Source organism: Streptomyces sp. AM25, from assembly GCF_058146165.1.
Genome location: NZ_JBKIWN010000031.1, coordinates 47,164 through 63,319, shown reverse-complemented (window position 1 = coordinate 63,319; position 16,156 = coordinate 47,164). Strand labels below are relative to the sequence as shown.

The following is a 16,156-nucleotide window of genomic DNA, read 5'->3' as shown; positions in this document are numbered from 1 at the left end:
ACGCCCACCTTCAACCCGCATCCGCTTGACATCAAACGAGATGAGATGTCTGACCACCTGGAAACTGTGGAACGTGACCTCCGACATCCCGGCGAGCGACCTCCAGCCCGGAGACGCCCTGTTGAGGGACGATCCGGACGCGAACGCCACGCACCACGTGGCCCTGTTCGTCCGGTGGGCGGACGCCGCCCACACCCAGCCCGTGGTGCGCGAGGAGTACGACTTCGGGCACGTGGCCGAGGAACGCACGTGGGGCAACGGTCTCCGCGGGTTCTCGCCCCGCCGCTACAACCGGCTGGACGACCTGATGCCCTACGGCTCGATCAGGGCCAAGTACGACAGCCTGGGCGGGCTGAACAGCCCGCTGGGACCGCCCGTCACGGGCGAGCGCGATTCCATGATGGGCGGGCGTTTCCAGCAGTTCCGCACCGGAATCATCATCTGGCACCCGGACGCCGCCTTCGCCGTCTACGGCGACATCCTGAGCAAGTTCTGGGCGACGGATGCGGAACGTGCGTGGGGTTTCCCGACGATGGACGAGGCCGATGCGGCGCCGGCGCCGAACGGCACGCGGGGCCGTTATCAGTTCTTCGAGAACGGTCTGTTCCTGTGGTCGCAGCAGACCGGTGCGCACATCGTCCATGGGGAGATCTACAAGGCGTTCGACAAGGCCGGTCATGAGGCCGCTCTGGGTTACCCGGTGACGGACGAGGTGGACGAAGCGGGCGGCAGGGCCCAGAAGTTCCAGAAGTCCACCATCCACTGGAACCCCGCCAGGGGCACCTGGATCACCGACAACTGAAGATTTCCTCTGAAGACTTCTTCTTTCCCCTTCACGCATTCCCGAGTTCACGACCTGGAGATCATGGTGAGCGAGCACCGCCCCACCCGCAGGAACATCCTGAAAGCTGCGGGAGGCCTCTCCGCGGCAATGGCCCTCGGCGCCGGAGGCGTCGTCGCCACGGCCTCGGCCGCCCACGCGGCCGGCGACGGCTTCGGGCTGCGCATCGCGGACCGCAACGAGGCCGATCCCCGCATGTGGTACTACCGGTTCCAGACCGCCGAGATCGGCTGGAACCCCGGCGTCAACGTCCTGCTCCCCGACGGCTACCACACCAGCGGACGCACCTACCCCGTCCTCTACCTGCTCCACGGCGGGCTGCAGGACTTCATCGAATTCGACCGCCAGGGCATCCGGGCCTGGACCGCGGGCAAGCCGATCATCGTCGTGATGCCCGACGGCGGCCAGGCCGGCTGGTACTCCAACCCCGTCAGCTCCAACGTCGGCCCCCGGAACTGGGAGAGCTTCCACATCAACCAGCTGATCCCCTGGGTCGACGCGAACTTCCGGACGTACGCCGAATACGACGGCCGCGCCGTCTCCGGATTCTCCATGGGCGGCTTCGGCGCCCTGAAGTACGCGGCCAAGTACTGGGGCCACTTCGCCTCGGTGAGCGCCCACTCGGGACCGGCCAGCCTGCGCCGCGACTTCGGCGCGGTCGTCCACTGGGCCAACGTGTCCTCCGCGGCCAAGGACCTGGGCGGCGGCACGGTCTACGGCGCGCCGCTGTGGGACCAGGCCAGGGTCACCGCCGACAACCCGGTCGAGCGCCTGGAGAGCTACCGCAACAAGCGCGTCTTCCTGGTCGCCGGCACCAGCCCCGACAAGACCAACCCGTTCGACGTGTTCAACGAGACCCAGGTGCTTGCCGGCCAGCGGGAGTTCCGCGGTCTCCTCGACCGGGCCGGCATTCCGCACGAGTGGCACGAGGAGCCCGGCGGCCACTTCATCCGCCCCGACATGATGCTCCGCGACCTCGACGGCATCATCGACCGGCTGCGGAAGGCGTGACGGTCAGGACAACTGGCCGTTGTAGTCGGGCAGCTTGAAGGCCTTTTCGAAGTAGCCGCCCTCGAAGTCGGTCGAGCGGTTGCCGATGTTGGCGGTGATCGTGTAGCCGTCCTCGGTGAGCTCCTGCCGGCAGCGGGCCTTGCCCTCGCCCTTGCTCTCCCCGTGGTCGCGCGTGCAGACCGCGTCCACGGGGTAGCCGGCGTCCTCCAACTGCTGCTGGGCAGAGGACGAGGAGGTGCGGGCGGTGACGAACAGCACGGCCACGCCGTGCTCGTTCGCCCACTGGGCCACCTTCAGCACCGGCCCGTTCGCCCGGCCCGCGTGGTAGTACGTCTCCAGCGCGGTGTTGTCGATGTCCAGCACGATGGCGGGCTTGCCGGCCCCTTCACCGACACGGTGCTGCAGCCACGGAATCACGGGCGCGACGGCCTCCTGCACGTCGGCCTGCCACGTCTGGTAGCCGGGCACGGCCCGTGCCGGAGCGGCCTGCGCCGTGGTGGCGGCGGCCAGGGACGCGGCCGGCAGCATGACCGCTGCCAGCGCGGCGAGAGCAGCGATGCGGGACTTCATGACGGGCATCGATCCAGGTCCTTCCGGTGAACGGTGTGCCGTCACAAAGATCAACATCGTGAGGGGACGCAGGGGCGAATCGCAGGTGTTGCGGAAGTGACCGGTGGGAGTCGAGCCGCACAACGGCCGAACGCACGCCGAGTTCACAACGAACGGTCGGTTTCGGCGGACCGGGCCGAGATCTCCGTGGGTCCGGCGAGGTGTTCCGTGCGCTTCTCCGGCCGGGTGGAGTCCAGCCGTATCAGGCCGGGCCGTGCGGCCAGCAGACCGCACACGAGCTCGGGCACCACCAGCAGGAGCAGCAGCCAGACCGACACGTGCCAGCCGCCGGTCACGCTGTGCAGCACGCCGAAGGTCAGCGGGCCGGACGCGGCGAGGAGATAGCCGCCGGACTGGGCCATGCCCGAGAGCCGTGCCGTGACCGCGGGATCGGGCGAGCGCAGGTTGAGAAGCGTGAGAGCGATCGGGAACGCGCTGCCCGTGGCGACCCCGAAGACCGCGACCCAGACCCATCCGGCCTGCGGGGCAAGGAGCAAGCCGCCGAGCCCGATCACCATCAGGGCGACGACCCCGAGGACGAGCGGCCGTTGGTCGTCCAGGCGGGCGGTGAGCACCGGTACGGCGAAACCGAGGGGGATGCCGATGATGATGATGATGACCGAGTTCATCATCCCGGCGGTGGCGGGCGCGAAGCCCTGCTCGTGCATCATCTGGGGAAGCCACGACGTCAGTGTGTAGAACATCAGCGACGCCATGCCCATGAAGACCGTGATGGACCACGCCAGCGGCGAGCGCAGCAGCGACCCCTCCTCCTCCGCACGAGCCGCCGTCCGGGTCTCCGCGTGAACGGCGGCCGGCTGTTCCGGTGACGGTTTCCGCCCGCGGAGCGCGAGCGGGCTCCACACCAGGGCCGCGATCAGGGACGGGACCGCCCACATGACCAGAGCCAGCCGCCAGCCGCCCAGGTCGTCCAGCGGGACGGCCAGGCCTGCCGCGGCGGCGCCGCTGACCGACATCAGCATCATCGCCAGGCCGGTGAGCGGCCCCACGCGGTCGGGGAACACCCGCTTGATGACCGCCGGCACCAGCACGTTGCCCGTGGCCATCCCGGCTCCGGCCAGCACGGTGCCGGTGAACAGCGCCACCTGGGCGGGGACCACGCGCAGCAGGAGCCCGAGCGTGAGCACCAGGAGCGCTCCGGTGATCGCCGCCTCGGTGCCGAACCGGCGGGCGACCAGGGGGGCGAGCGCGGAGAAGACGCCCAGGCACAGCTCCGGCAGCGTGGCGAGCGCGCTGACCTCGACGCCGGTGAGCCCGAACCTGTCCTGGAGTTCGCCGAGGACCGGGGGGATGCCGGTGATGGCCGCCCGCAGGTTGAGGGTCAGCAGCACCAGGCCGATGACGGTCCAGATCGCGGTGAAACGAGTGATACGGGGAGTGGGCGTCACTGCGTCTCCGTCCTGCGCAGCAGTGTGTCGAAGGTCCGGGGCGACCCGTGCATCGGAGCGACTCCTGGGCCGGTCAGACGGGGAACTCACGGTTGGCGAGGTGCTGCGGACGCGGCTTGGGCGCGGCGAACGGGGCCTCCAGCGTGTTCTCCGCGCTGTTGTAGACGACGAAGATGTTGCAGCGTGCGAAGGGCGTGATGTTGCCGTTGGACGCGTGCAGCAGGTTCGAGTCGAACATCACCGCGGACCCGGCGGGACCGGTGATCTGGTCGATGCCGTGCCGGTCGGCCATCCGCGACAGGTGCTCCCGGCCCGGGGAGCCGACGGGGAGACGGGCCACGCGCAGTGACTCCTTGTGGAAGTCCGGCGGCGTCTCCCCGACGGTGGGAACGAACGTCTTGTGCGTGCCGGGTATGACCAGCAGCGGACCGTTGAACGGGCGGTTCTCGGTCAGCGCGATGGAGACGGTGAACGCACGTGGCCGGGGCATGCCGTCCTCGGCGTGCCAGGTTTCGAAGTCGGAGTGCCAGTCGAACTGGGCGCCGCCGAAGCCGGGCTTGTAGTTGACCCGGCTCTGGTGGAGGTACACGTCCGAGCCGAGGACCTGCCGGGCGATGCCGACGAGCCGGGGCGAGCGGAGCAGTCCGGCGAAGAGCTCGCTGAGCCTCTCGACCTCGAACACGGAGCGCACCCGGTCGGAGTCCGGCTCCAGGATCGTGCGTTCACTCGCGCGCAGCACCGGATCCTCGACGAGCCGCTGCACTTCGGCGCCGTATGCCGCAACCTCCTGCGGGGACAGCAGGTTGTCGAGGACCAGGTAGCCGTTGGCCTCGTAGTGATCCAGCTGCTTCTTGTCGAGCGGGCCGGGGGCGTCGCCCCACACGGTGGGGTCGAGCCGTGGCCGGGGGACGGCTTCGCCGGTGACCCGGGTGGGGTAGGGGTCGGGACGCACAGTGGTGTTCATGCGATGTCTCCTTCGCAGCGGCTGCTGTTGCAGCCTCAGGCCGTTTCCACGTCCCCCGCGTCGGTGCACAGTGGGTAGGTGCCGTTCTCGTCGTGGTCCTCCCGCCCGGTCATGGGCGGGTTGAACACGCAGATGTAGCGGGAATCGGTCTTGGGGCGCAGGGTGTGCCGTTCATGGCCGTCGAGGAGGTACATGGTCCCGGGGGTGATCCGGTGCTTTTCCCCGGTCTCCTCGTTGGTCAGCTCCGACTCCCCTTCGATGCACAGCACCGCCTCGATGTGGTTGGCGTACCACATGTAGGTCTCGGTACCGGCGTAGACGGTGGTCTCGTGCAGGGAGAAACCGGCCTGCTCCCGGGCGAGCACGATCCTTCTGCTCTCCCAGGTACCGGACTTGGACTTGATGTGCCGTTCGGTTCCTTCGATGTCGCTGAATGAACGGACGATCACGGTGGAGTGATGCCCCCTTGGTCGATGGTGGGTCGGACGACCGGCGCGTGGCGCGGGCGAGGCTCTTCATACCTCTCTCGGTCAACTCGCCGGACTGCGGCGGGAGTTCGGTGCCGTGCTGATCGACACCCCATTAGAGCAACATCCCCGCCCGGCCATCAACCGTGAGGCTCGCGCCGACTGAAAGGCCCACCGGGGCATAAATCAGGGACAAGGTCAGACAGATGCCGCTTTCCCGGGGTATGCGCAGCCCAGAGGCAGGTCGGGTGCCTTAGCTGCTTGACGAAATTATCTTTGGCGGAGTAGATGTCTCGTGTGATCACCTCGCGACATGTGATCAATCGGGGTACGGGAAGACCCTCTTGTTTGATTTGGTGAAGACGTACCGGCTGGGGGCAGTATGGAAGCTCAGCTTGAACGCAGCGATGGACGGGCAGATTTCACATCCGACGGATCGGCGCCTCGCCTGGTTCCCATAGACCGGCTTCGGCCGGCAGATTCGCCTCGCCTCGCCGGAGAGGACGAGCAGCACACCCGGAGGCTGGTCGAGAGCGAAAACGAATGGCCGCCCATACTGGTCCACCGGTCCACCATGCACGTGATCGACGGGATGCACCGGCTTCGCGCAGCCAAAGAGAAAGGACGCGGCTTCATCAAGGTCGAGTTCTTCGACGGCAGCGAGGAAGCGGCTTTCGTCGAAGCCGTGAGGGCCAACGTGAGGCACGGTCTTCCGCTCTCTCTGGAGGACCGGCGGTCGGCGGCCGGGCGTATCGTCGTCGCGCAGCCGAACATGTCGGACCGGGCGATCGCCGAATGCACGGGGCTGTCCGCGAAGACGGTCGGCAGCATCCGGCGGCGGCTGAACCAGGGCTCCTCGCAGGACGAGGTGCGGATGGGCAGGGACGGCCGCTGCCGCCCCCTCAGCGCCGCCGACGGCCGACGCCAGGCAGCCGAGGTGCTGGCGGCCGAACCTCTTGCTTCGCTGCGCAGGATCGCCAAGGTCGCCGGGGTTTCCGTGGGCACCGCGCACGACGTCAGGGAACGGATACGCCGGGGCGAGGACCCGGTCGTGCCCAGGGACCGCCGTGAACCACAGGATCCCGACGGTCGCGAGGGCTTGACGGCGCTGGCCGCGGATCCGTCCGTCGCTGCTCCGGAAAAGGAGCAGAAAAACATGCAGGCGCGACTGCAGTCGTTGCAGAGGGACCCTTCGCTGAGGTTCTCGGAAGCGGGCAGAGAGTTATTGCGGTGGCTGCACCTGCAGCACCAGGCAAAAGTGAAGTACCCTCATGTTGTCGACAACATACCGCCACACCTTACGGAAATCGTGGCCGAGTTGGCTGTCCAGTGCTCCGAGATGTGGTGGAACCTTGCGCAGGAACTCCGGGAGCGCGAGGAGCAGTCGGACTAGCAGGTGCCGTGCGGCGAGGCGACGCGGCGAGAATATCACCTGGAGCTGCGGCAGTCGTTTTATGAACGCAGCGGCAGAAGGCCGCTGTTCAAGTGAAGAACTTCCGCAGTCGAGCGCAGATCCTCCTGTTGACCTGCGCGGTATCAGTGGGCCATTCGAATGGAGGAATTCCCGCCATGAACGACCGGCTTCTCACTCTCATCAAGGACGTCGTCGAAGAGGTCAACGAGCGGAGGGAGGAGAAGATCCCCACCACGGAACTGTCCTCCCTCACCCTGTACGGGGACAACGGAGTCTTCGACTCCATGCAGCTGGTCAACTTCCTGACGCAGGTGGAAGAGGCCATCGAGGACGAGTACGCCGAGGAGATCTCGCTGACCTCGGAGAAGGCCGTGTCCCAGAGGGTGAGCCCGTTCAGCAGGGTCGGCCGGCTCGTCGAGTTCATCGAGGCGGAGCTGGCCGAGGCCGGCGTCACCGTCTCCGAGCCGGTGTGAGCGGCCGCGGGCCGCCCTGATGATCACCCTGGTCACCGGAACCAGGACCGGCATAGGAAAGGCTCTCGCCGAACACTTCCTCGGGCACGGGGACATCGTGGTCGGCTGCAGCCGGAGGCCCTCGGGCATCGACCACCCCGCCTACCGCCACCACGAGATCGACCTGACCGACACCGCGCAGGCACGGTCCATGTTCCGCGCGGTCCGCCGCGAGTTCGGGCACTTGGACGTGCTGGTCAACAATGCCGGCACCTCGGTCATGAACCATTTCATGCTGACACCGGAGAGAACCGCCCGCGAAGTCTTCGACCTCAACTTCTTCGCGGTTCTGAACTGCTGCAGAGAGGCCGCCAAACTGCTGCAGAAGAGTCCGGAGGGGCTCGCTGCGATTCTCAACGTCTCGACCGTCGCGGTGCCGTGGGCGCTGGACGGCCAGTTGGTCTACTCGGCGAGCAAGAGCGCTGTCGAGCAGCTGACCCGTGTCATGAGCAAGGAACTGGCCGGGTTCGGGATACGGGTCAACGGGATCGGCCTGCCGCCGGTCCGTACCGTGCTCACCCGGACTCTCGCGCCGGAGACCCTGGACGCCGTCGTCGCCCGGCAGACGTTCGGGCGGATGTGCGAGATGGAGGACATCCTCGGCCCGGTCGATTTCCTCACCACGGGCCAGTCCGGATTCGTCACCGGCGAGACGCTGTATTTGGGAGGAGTCCAGTGAGGGACACCCTGATCGACAGGATGGAGCGGTGGGGAGACCGCACCGCCGTCCTCCACAGGGAATCGAGCCGAACGTACGCCGAACTGGCCGGGGAGATCCGGCATATCGAGACGATGCTGGACGAGGCGGGCGTGGAACCGCACGACGCCGTCGTCCTCAGAGGAGACTTCTCGTTCTCCCACATCGCCGCGCTCTTCGCGCTCTACCGCCGCAAGGCCGTGGTGGTGCCCGTCGTGGCGTTCACCGGAACGACGCCGGCGGCCGTGCGCGAGGCCTGCCGCCCCCGGTACGTCGTGGAGACGGACGGAGAGGTCGCGGTCGAACCGTTCGCCTCGCCTCCGGGCGAGGCCGTGGAACTCTACGGGAGGCTGACCGACTCCGGCTCGGCCGGGCTCGTCCTCCTTTCCAGCGGATCGACGGGTGTGCCGAAGGCGGTCCTGCACGACTTCGACGCCCTGGTGGAGGAGAAGCTCGGCACGAGTGAGCGCGTGGGCAGCAGACCCCCGCACATCCTGCTGTTCCTCCTGGCCGACCACATCGGGGGAATCAACTCGCTGCTGGGCGTTGTGCGCAGCGCGGCGACCGCCGTCGTGCCGGTCAAGCGCACGCCGGAGGAGGTCTGCCGACTGGTCGAGAAGTACGGCATCCGCCTTCTCCCGACCAGCCCGACCTTCCTCAACCTCATCCTCATCGGCGGTTTCCAGGAGAAGTTCGACCTCTCCAGCCTGCGGCTGATCACCTACGGCACCGAGCCGATGCCGGAGGAATTGCTCACACGCATACACGCGGCTCTCCCGCGCGCCCGCCTCCTCCAGACCTTCGGGACCAGCGAGACGGGCATCTCGACCACTCGGAGCGAGTCGTCGTCCAGTACGTACTTCAAGATCTCCGACGGGCACGTCGAGCACCGGATCGTGGACGGCGAACTGCAACTGCGCACCAGGACGCAGTTCATGGGCTATCTCAACCACTCCGACGAGGCCGTAACCGAGGACGGCTGGTTCCGCACCGGCGACCTCGTGGAGAAGAACAGTGACGGCTACATCAAGATCAAAGGCCGGGCGAAGGACGTCATCAACGTCGGCGGCGAGAAGGTCCTGCCGCTCGAACTCGAGTCGATCCTCATGAGCAGCCCCCATATCGCCTACTGCACCGTCTACGGGAAACCGAACTCGATCACAGGACAGGCCGTCCACGTCGACGTCAAACCCGTCGGCGAGATGGGCAGGTCCGAAGTCCGCCGGCACGTACGCGAGTTCCTCGACGGCAAGGTCGAGCCGTTCAAGATGCCGGCCAGGATCACCGTGATCGACGAGATACCCGTTTCGGACCGGTTCAAGAAGAAGAGGATCCGGCAGTGACCCACCTGGTCGTCATAGGGGCGGGCAAGTTCGCCCTGGAAGTGGCACGCTACGCAGAGGACTCCGGTTTCGGGATCGAGTGCTACCTCGCCGTCGAGGGCGAGGACGTCCATGTGCCGGACGGGACATGGACGAAACTCGCCGCATACGAGCCGGGCAAGGGGGCGAAGGCCGTCCTCGCCGTGTCCGACATGGAATTGCGGCGCACGCTGATCGAGGGGTACATCACGCCCCGGGGACTGTCGGCGGTCAATATCGTCCACCCTTCCTCCCGCCTCGATCCCGCCGCGGTCGAAGGCGAGGGCAACGTCATCGGCCCGGACAACTACGCCGGCGTGAACACCGCACTCGGAAGCTACAACGTCGTCAATTACCGGTGCACGTTCGGGCACCACTCCCGGATCGGGTCGGGCAACTTCTTCGCCCCGAACTTCCACTGCGGCAACAGCGCAGAGATCGGAGACGGCAACTTCTTCGGCCTCGGCTGCACTGTCGCCCCGGAGGTCTCCATCGGCGACGCATGCCGGTTCCAGGCGGGGATCACCATGTTCGAGAACGCCGCCGGCGGCTTCTCCTATCTCGCCCCGAGCCGCATCAAATCCATCAACTCCCTCCGGTCCTGAAGGGAACGCCCATGAACCGAACGACCGTCGCCGTCATCGGGGCCGGCCCCGCCGGCTGCACCGCTGCCCTCACGCTGCACAAGCTCGGCCATGAACCGGTCGTCTACGAGCGCGACTGCTTCCCCCGCTACCGGATCGGGGAGTCCTTCCTCCCCGGTTCGCTGTCCATCTTCAACCGGCTGGGCCTGCAGGAGAGGCTCGATGCCGCCGGTTTCGTCAGGAAACCCTCGGCCACGTTCCTGTGGGGGCGGAACGAGGCTCCGTGGACCTTCTCCTTCACCGCTCCGAAGACTTCGCCGTGGGTCTTCGACCACGCCATCCAGGTCAAGCGGGAGGAATTCGACAAACTCCTCCTCGACGAGGTCAAAGAACGCGGCATCGAAGTGCACGAGAACACGCCGGTGTCCGATGTCGACCTGTCGGATCCCGGCCGGGTGTCGCTCACCGCGGGACAGGGTGCTGCTGCGCGGCAGGTGACATGCGATTTCGTGATCGACGCGGGAGGGTCCAACGGGCCCCTGGCCCGGAAGCTCAAAGTGCGGCGCTACGACGAGTTCTACAAGAGCTTCGCCGTCTGGACGTACTTCCGCTGCCCCGACCCCTTCGAGGGCGACCTCAAGGGGACGACCTACTCCATCACCTTCGAGGACGGCTGGGTGTGGATGATCCCGGTCGAGGAGGGCCTCTACAGCGTCGGACTGGTCGTCGACCGCTCGAAGTCGGGCGAGGTCAAGGAGCTGGGCCCCGAACGCTTCTACCGGGAGACCCTCGCCAAGGCCGCCCGGGTGAAGGAGATCCTCGGCGACGCCGAGACGGCCGACGAGGTCCGTGTCGTCCACGACTGGTCGTACGACTCCGAGGTGTACTCCGGCGGACGCCACTTCCTCTCCGGCGACTCCGCCTGCTTCACCGACCCCCTGTTCTCGCAGGGCGTGCACCTGGCCACGCAATCGGCCGTCTCCGCGGCTGCCGCGATCGACCGGATCGCCCGGCAGGAGGGGGAGACCGAGGAGGTCCACGCCTGGTACAACCGCGCCTACCGTGAGACCTACGAGCAGTACCACGAGTTCCTCGCCTCCTTCTACACCCTGGCCTCCTTCACCGAGCCGGAGTCCGCATTCTGGGCCAGGCGGCGCATCGGCGAAGCCGACGACGGGCGCCTGCACCACAAGCGCTGGTTCGAGCGCCTGGCCGCTTCCACCAAGGACGGCACCTGGTCGGTGAGCGACTTCCGCGACCGCGCGGCGACCATGATGAGCATCGGACGCCACCAGCGCATGGAGTTGAGCGACGAGTTCACCGACAAGGAGCTCAACCCCGCCCGCGTGCGCTGGATCAGTCAGCTGACCAAGCGGCTCAACCGCATCGAACGCCTGCAGTGGAACGGCAAAGAGGTGGTGCTCAAGCCGTACTACAAGGTCGATCCCGAGACGTTCGGCCTGGAGTCCAAACAGGTCCTCGCCAATGAGGAGGGCCGCGACATGGTCAAGTGGCCCCTGGAGGAGAAGCACCGGCAGATCTTCGGCCGTCTTCTCGGCGAGGAGATCGGCTACAAGGAGCTGATCCGCGAACTGGGCGCCGCCGGACAGCAGGAGTTCAGCTCCCAGATCGTCATCCGCCTCATGGAGGCCGGTCTCCTGACCGGCTATGACAAGAACGGTGAGGAGGTCTTCATCCAGGACCGCCTCCGCTTCGACGGTGTGGGAACCGAGTACGAGGTCTGATCCCGGTCCCCGCCGCCCGCGCCCCGGTCCGCCGGGTCCGCGGGCGACGGATCCGGAACCGTTCGGGGACAGGGAGAGGAGCCGTCTGCCGTGGACGCCCTGCCCGCTGCCGGCGAGTGCCACCTCTGGTCGGTGGCCGTCCGCACGCGACCGGACTGGGAAGGGCTGCTGACGCCCGACGAGGCGGCCCGGGCCGGGGCGATTCCCGGGGACGGGCGGCGGAATCTGTTCGTCACCTCGCGCGCGGCGCAGCGTTTGATCGCCTGCCGCTACACCGGCAGTCCTGCCCGCCTGGTGCGCATCGACCGCACCTGCGACCGTTGCGGCGCCGGCCACGGCCGTCCTCGCGTCGTCGGAGCCGGGTACGACTACTCGGTGTCGCACACCCGTCGCCGTGTTCTGATCGGGGTCGTGACGCAGGGATTCGTCGGCATCGACCTCGACGAGGTTCCGGGCCCCGGCGTCCCGGAGCGGCTGGTCGCCCGCATCGCCACACCGGATGAACGCGCGGCCCTGACCCGGCTGCCCCCGCGTGAACGACCGGCGGCCTTCGCGAGGCTCTGGTCGAGGAAGGAGGCTGCCGTCAAGCTCACAGGACACGGGCTGGCGGCCCGGCTGGACCGTATCGGGGTGCGGGGCGATCTGGTCCTGCCCCAGGGAAGTCCCGCCGAGGAGTGGCCTTCGTCCCGGGTCCATCTGCTGGACGTGCCCGTGGAGGGTCATGTCGCCGCGATCGCCAGCACCCGTCGGATCACTGGTCTGGCCGCTCGGCCGCTGCCCTCCGGGTGAGCCGGAGGGCAGCGGTGGCGCGCGGGCTCCGTCACCGCTTCAATCGCGGGGGTGCAACGGTCCGATGCGGTAGAGGACTTCGTCGTGGTCGCCGCCCGGGAGCTCCTCCGCGGGGAAGAGCAGTTCGGTGTGGGTACCGGCATCGTATTTCCCGGCGACCATGTGCAGCAGCATCGCGATCGTCTTGTTCTGCTCGGAGACGCTCGTCTCCACGTAGTGCGCCCCTGTGGCCAGTTGGAGGTCGATCGCGTTCACGAGGATGTCGATCCCGAGGCCCGAAATGCCGCTGCCGGGCCTGACCGCCGCCTGCCAGATGAAGAACGTCTCCGGTTCGTCGGGCCGGCGGTAGCCGGTGAGGAAACCCACGATGTCACCGCCCACGGTGGCCACCAGGGAGGTCTTGGCGAAGTCCCGGAACCAGAGCGTGTAGTGGTAGGAACTGTTGTCGTCCAGCATCGGCTCGTCGACGACCATCTGCCAGACGGATACGGCGTCTTCCGGGGTGGGCGTGCGGTAGTGAACATCGGTGCCGGTCTTCTGCGACAACGAGCCGGTCATCGTTCTTCCCTTCGCATCGGGCGGGGAGAGGTGACGGAGTGGTCCGGTACGGACATCGTGACTCACTCACGCCGGGATGTTCCACCCGGCGATCACCCGCCGCGCGTGCTCCGTGCCCAGCACGGACAGCGTGGCGGTCCCCAGCCGGTACAGGGCGCCCGTCTCCGTCCCCTGCCCCAGCCAGCGGGCGGTGAGGGCGCGCAGCACGTGGCCGTGGGCGAAGAGGGCGACATCGCCGCCCGTCTCCTCCAGCGCGGCGCAGGCGCGGGCGAGGACGTTGTCGCAGCGGTTGCCGACCTGCACGAGCGATTCCCCGGGGCGTTCGGCGCCGTCGGTCGGCACGCCGTCGCGCCACAGGTCCCAGCCGGGCCGGGTCTGCTGGATCTGTGCGGTGGTCAGGCCCTCGTACGCCCCGTAGTCCCACTCCATGAGCCCCGGCTCCAGGGCCACACCCGTCCCGCGGGGCAGGCTCAACTCCGCCGTGCGCACGGCGCGTTGCAGCGGGCTGCACAGCACGGCGGTGATGCGCCGCGCGGCGAGGACGGGGGCGAGCGCGCGGGCCTGCGCCTCGCCCTCCGGGGTGAGGGGCACGTCGGTACGGCCGGTGTGCCGGTCGGTTCGGCTCCATTCGGTCTGGCCGTGCCGGATCAGCAACAGTTCGCCCGGATCGGATGTCATCGTTCCTCCGGCAGGTACCAGCGGTAGGGGCGGATCAGCCGGTGGACGCTCTCCGGCCCCCAGGACCCGGGGGCGTACGGCTGCACCGGCGGCGGGTCACGGAGCAGCGGGGCGGACGCCTCCCACAGGCGCTCGATGCCGTCGGCGCTGGTGAACAGGGACTGGTTGCCGAGCATCGCGTCGAGGGTGAGGCGTTCGTAACCCTCCAGGGCGTGGGCGGTGTTGAAGCATTCGGTGTACGCGAAGACCATCTCGGCCTCGCCGAGGCGCATGTCGGGGCCGGGCTCCTTCGCCATGAAGCGGGTGGTGATGCGGCCCGGGTCGTCGAAGTCGATGACGAGCGCGTTGTGGCGGCCCTCGGCGGTGTCCTGCGTGCCGAAGGGGAACATGCGCAGGGGCGGTTCGCGGAAGCCGAGCGTCACCATGTGCCGTCCCTGTCCCAGGGCCTTGCCCGAGCGCAGGTAGAAAGGCACTCCGGCCCAGCGCCAGTTGTCGAGTTCCACGCGCAGGGCGACGAAGGTCTCGGTGTCGGAGTGCGGGTCGACGCCGGGTTCGCCGCGGTACCCCTCGTACTGGCCGCGCACGACGCCGGCCGGGTCCAGGGCGCGCATCGCCGCGAAGACCTTGTCCTTCTCCTGCCGCAGGGAGCGGGCGGTGAGTGCGGCCGGGGGTTCCATCGCCACGAAGCCGAGGATCTGGAAGAGGTGGGTGACGATCATGTCGCGGAAGGTGCCGGTCCCTTCGAAGAAGCCGGCCCGGCCCTCGATGGTGAGCTGCTCCGGTACGTCGATCTGCACGTGGCTGATGTGGTTGCGGTTCCAGACGGGCTCGAAGAGGCCGTTGGCGAAGCGGAGGGCGAGGATGTTGTCGACGGACTCCTTGCCGAGGAAGTGGTCGATGCGGAAGACCCGGGACTCGTCGAAGACGGCGTGGACGGTCGCGTCGAGCGCGCGCGCCGACGCCAGGTCCGTGCCGAAGGGCTTCTCCACGACCAGCCGGCCGCCCTCGGCGAGGCCGCTCGCGCCGAGCTCCTGCACCACGGAGGGGAACGCCTTCGGCGGCACCGCGAGATGGAAGAGCCGGCGCGGGCTGCCGCCGACGGCCCGTTCGGCCTCCTGCACGGCCGCCAGCAGCGGACCGGTGTCGTCCGGGTCGGCGGCGCCGAAGGACAGCGCGGCCTCGAACTCCTGCCAGGCCGGCCCCTCGGGCCGGGTGCTGCCGAACTCGGCGACCGCCTCGCGGGCGTGCGTGCGGAACTCCTCGGTACCGAGTGCGTCGGCGGCGGGCGCCGAGCCGATGATGCGGTACCGGGACGGCATCAGCCCGGCGCGGGCGAGGTGGAACAGACCCGGCAGGAGCTTGCGCCGTGCCAGGTCACCGGTCGCGCCGAAGAGGACGACGACGTGGTCCTCCGGACGCGGGCCGCGCTTCTCTGCGGTGGAGGACGGGCCGGTCACGGCTACCCCTTCTTCTCCGCATGGCCCCCGAATTCGCTGCGCATCGCGGAGAGCACCTTGTCGGTGAACTCGCCCAGCCCGCGCGATTCGTAGCGCTGGTTGAGTGCCGTGCCGATGACCGGGGCGGGGACGCTCTCGTCGATTGCCGCCTGCACCGTCCAGCGGCCCTCGCCGGAGTCGGAGACCCGGCCGGTGAAGGCGTCGAGCCCGGGGGAGCGGGCGAGCGCGTCGGCGACGAGGTCGACCAGCCAGGAACCGACGACCGAGCCGCGGCGCCACACCTCGGCGACCTCGCCCACGTCGATCTCGTACCGGTAGGCGTCGGGGTCGCGCAGCGGGGCGGTCTCCGCGTCGACGGTGCCGCCGCGCAGGCCCGCGTCCGCGTGCCGGATGATGCTGAGGCCCTCGGCGATGGCGGCCATCATCCCGTACTCGACGCCGTTGTGCACCATCTTCACGAAGTGCCCGGCGCCGCTGGGGCCGCAGTGCAGATAGCCCTCGGGAGCCGTTCCGCCGGCCCGGGTCCGGCCGGGGGTGGGCTCGGCGCCGCCGGTGCCGGGGGCGATGGTGCGGAAGACGGGGTCCAGCCGGGCCACGGCCTTCTCGTCGCCGCCGATCATCAGGCAGTAGCCGCGGTCGAGGCCCCAGACGCCGCCGGAGGTGCCGCAGTCCACGTAGTGGATGCCGTGCCGGGCGAGCCGGCCGGCCCGGGCGATGTCGTCGCGGTAGAAGGAGTTCCCGCCGTCGACGACGGTGTCGCCGGCGTCCAGCAGGGGCACCAGCTCGTCGAGCGTGGACTCCACCGCTCCCGCGGGCACCATCAGCCAGACGTTGCGGGGCCGTTCCAGCGCCGCGGCCAGCTCCCCCAGCGAGAAGGCGGCGGTCGCGCCCTCCTTCTCCAGGGCCTGGACCGCGTCCCGGCCGAGGTCGTTGACGACGCAGTGGTGGCCGTCGCGCATCAGCCGCCGCGCCAGGTTGGCGCCCATCCGGCCGAGCCCGACCATTCCGATCTGCAGGGGCGAGTCCGTGGTCATGGCTGGTCTCCCCGTGTTCGGCACGA

16 protein-coding genes and 1 pseudogene are annotated in these 16,156 nt (G+C 68.5%); 9 read left to right on the top strand and 8 right to left on the bottom strand.

Going from position 1 to position 16,156, the window contains the following annotated elements:
• Together ACLHRZ_RS30945 and ACLHRZ_RS30940 are read left to right on the top strand one after the other, a co-directional pair.
• A partial coding sequence (locus tag ACLHRZ_RS30945; RefSeq protein WP_490421889.1) for an LGFP repeat-containing protein occupies nt 1-802 on the top strand: 802 nt, incomplete at its 5' end.
• 63 nt (nt 803-865) lie between these two features.
• Nucleotides 866-1,852: an alpha/beta hydrolase gene (locus tag ACLHRZ_RS30940; RefSeq protein WP_490421888.1), complete on the top strand. Its 987-nt coding sequence runs from the start codon at nt 866-868 to the stop codon at nt 1,850-1,852.
• 3 nt (nt 1,853-1,855) lie between these two features.
• Here the strand turns inward: ACLHRZ_RS30940 and ACLHRZ_RS30935 are convergent, their stop codons facing one another.
• From ACLHRZ_RS30935 to ACLHRZ_RS30920, 4 genes are all read right to left on the bottom strand, one after another.
• Nucleotides 1,856-2,431, bottom strand: a complete 576-nt coding sequence (locus ACLHRZ_RS30935; protein ID WP_490421887.1) for an HAD family acid phosphatase — start codon at nt 2,429-2,431, stop codon at nt 1,856-1,858.
• Nucleotides 2,432-2,565: 134 nt separating this feature from the next.
• Complete coding sequence (locus tag ACLHRZ_RS30930; RefSeq protein WP_490421886.1) at nt 2,566-3,870, bottom strand: CynX/NimT family MFS transporter; 1,305 nt, start codon at nt 3,868-3,870, stop codon at nt 2,566-2,568.
• A 73-nt stretch (nt 3,871-3,943) separates the two neighbouring features.
• Complete coding sequence (gene thpD, locus ACLHRZ_RS30925; protein WP_490421885.1) at nt 3,944-4,834, bottom strand: ectoine hydroxylase; 891 nt, start codon at nt 4,832-4,834, stop codon at nt 3,944-3,946.
• Between the two features lie 35 nt (nt 4,835-4,869).
• Nucleotides 4,870-5,283, bottom strand: coding sequence for an ectoine synthase (locus ACLHRZ_RS30920; RefSeq protein ID WP_490421884.1), 414 nt, complete (start codon nt 5,281-5,283; stop codon nt 4,870-4,872).
• Nucleotides 5,284-5,875: 592 nt separating this feature from the next.
• Between ACLHRZ_RS30920 and ACLHRZ_RS30915 the strand changes: the two genes are divergently transcribed.
• From ACLHRZ_RS30915 to ACLHRZ_RS30885, 7 genes and pseudogenes are all read left to right on the top strand, one after another.
• Nucleotides 5,876-6,694: a streptomycin biosynthesis protein gene (locus ACLHRZ_RS30915; protein ID WP_490421883.1), complete on the top strand. Its 819-nt coding sequence runs from the start codon at nt 5,876-5,878 to the stop codon at nt 6,692-6,694.
• A 176-nt stretch (nt 6,695-6,870) separates the two neighbouring features.
• Entirely contained in the window at nt 6,871-7,188 is a 318-nt protein-coding gene (locus ACLHRZ_RS30910; protein WP_490421882.1) for a hypothetical protein, read from the top strand.
• Nucleotides 7,189-7,207: 19 nt separating this feature from the next.
• Nucleotides 7,208-7,906 carry an SDR family NAD(P)-dependent oxidoreductase gene (locus tag ACLHRZ_RS30905; RefSeq protein WP_490421881.1) on the top strand — a complete coding sequence of 233 codons (699 nt, stop codon included), beginning with the start codon at nt 7,208-7,210 and terminating at the stop codon, nt 7,904-7,906.
• Nucleotides 7,903-9,267, top strand: a complete 1,365-nt coding sequence (locus tag ACLHRZ_RS30900) for a class I adenylate-forming enzyme family protein (RefSeq protein WP_490421880.1) — start codon at nt 7,903-7,905, stop codon at nt 9,265-9,267. The genes ACLHRZ_RS30905 and ACLHRZ_RS30900 overlap by 4 nt, the downstream gene beginning before the upstream one ends.
• On the top strand, nt 9,264-9,890 hold the full coding sequence (locus ACLHRZ_RS30895) for an LbetaH domain-containing protein (protein WP_490421879.1): 627 nt from the start codon (nt 9,264-9,266) through the stop codon (nt 9,888-9,890). The genes ACLHRZ_RS30900 and ACLHRZ_RS30895 overlap by 4 nt, the downstream gene beginning before the upstream one ends.
• A 5-nt stretch (nt 9,891-9,895) precedes the next feature.
• Nucleotides 9,896-11,614 (top strand): annotated as a pseudogene (cmlS, locus tag ACLHRZ_RS30890) (chloramphenicol-biosynthetic FADH2-dependent halogenase CmlS); the annotation flags it as partial.
• A 90-nt stretch (nt 11,615-11,704) separates the two neighbouring features.
• Complete coding sequence (locus ACLHRZ_RS30885; RefSeq protein WP_490421878.1) at nt 11,705-12,403, top strand: 4'-phosphopantetheinyl transferase family protein; 699 nt, start codon at nt 11,705-11,707, stop codon at nt 12,401-12,403.
• 39 nt (nt 12,404-12,442) lie between these two features.
• Here the strand turns inward: ACLHRZ_RS30885 and ACLHRZ_RS30880 are convergent, their stop codons facing one another.
• From ACLHRZ_RS30880 to gnd, 4 genes are all read right to left on the bottom strand, one after another.
• A complete protein-coding gene (locus tag ACLHRZ_RS30880) occupies nt 12,443-12,961 on the bottom strand; it encodes a GNAT family N-acetyltransferase (RefSeq protein WP_490421877.1) in 519 nt (172 codons plus the stop codon).
• Nucleotides 12,962-13,027: 66 nt separating this feature from the next.
• The gene (locus ACLHRZ_RS30875; RefSeq protein WP_490421876.1) at nt 13,028-13,639 is read right to left on the bottom strand and encodes a histidine phosphatase family protein; all 612 of its coding nucleotides are present in this window, start codon (nt 13,637-13,639) and stop codon (nt 13,028-13,030) included.
• The gene (gene zwf / locus ACLHRZ_RS30870) at nt 13,636-15,096 is read right to left on the bottom strand and encodes a glucose-6-phosphate dehydrogenase (RefSeq protein WP_490421875.1); all 1,461 of its coding nucleotides are present in this window, start codon (nt 15,094-15,096) and stop codon (nt 13,636-13,638) included. Before zwf ends, ACLHRZ_RS30875 begins: the two co-directional genes overlap by 4 nt.
• Before the next feature lie 2 nt (nt 15,097-15,098).
• Nucleotides 15,099-16,130, bottom strand: coding sequence for a phosphogluconate dehydrogenase (NAD(+)-dependent, decarboxylating) (gene gnd / locus ACLHRZ_RS30865; RefSeq protein WP_490421874.1), 1,032 nt, complete (start codon nt 16,128-16,130; stop codon nt 15,099-15,101).
• Between the last annotated feature and the right edge of the window lie 26 nt (nt 16,131-16,156).

Coding starts and splice junctions, on each gene's coding strand:
- ACLHRZ_RS30875 (WP_490421876.1), bottom strand. CDS start 13,639: ATGACATCCGATCCGGGCGAACTGTTGCTGATCCGGCACGGCCAGACC.
- ACLHRZ_RS30905 (WP_490421881.1), top strand. CDS start 7,208: ATGATCACCCTGGTCACCGGAACCAGGACCGGCATAGGAAAGGCTCTC.
- ACLHRZ_RS30915 (WP_490421883.1), top strand. CDS start 5,876: ATGCACGTGATCGACGGGATGCACCGGCTTCGCGCAGCCAAAGAGAAA.
- gnd (WP_490421874.1), bottom strand. CDS start 16,130: ATGACCACGGACTCGCCCCTGCAGATCGGAATGGTCGGGCTCGGCCGG.
- ACLHRZ_RS30935 (WP_490421887.1), bottom strand. CDS start 2,431: ATGCCCGTCATGAAGTCCCGCATCGCTGCTCTCGCCGCGCTGGCAGCG.
- ACLHRZ_RS30910 (WP_490421882.1), top strand. CDS start 6,871: ATGAACGACCGGCTTCTCACTCTCATCAAGGACGTCGTCGAAGAGGTC.
- ACLHRZ_RS30880 (WP_490421877.1), bottom strand. CDS start 12,961: ATGACCGGCTCGTTGTCGCAGAAGACCGGCACCGATGTTCACTACCGC.
- ACLHRZ_RS30940 (WP_490421888.1), top strand. CDS start 866: ATGGTGAGCGAGCACCGCCCCACCCGCAGGAACATCCTGAAAGCTGCG.
- thpD (WP_490421885.1), bottom strand. CDS start 4,834: ATGAACACCACTGTGCGTCCCGACCCCTACCCCACCCGGGTCACCGGC.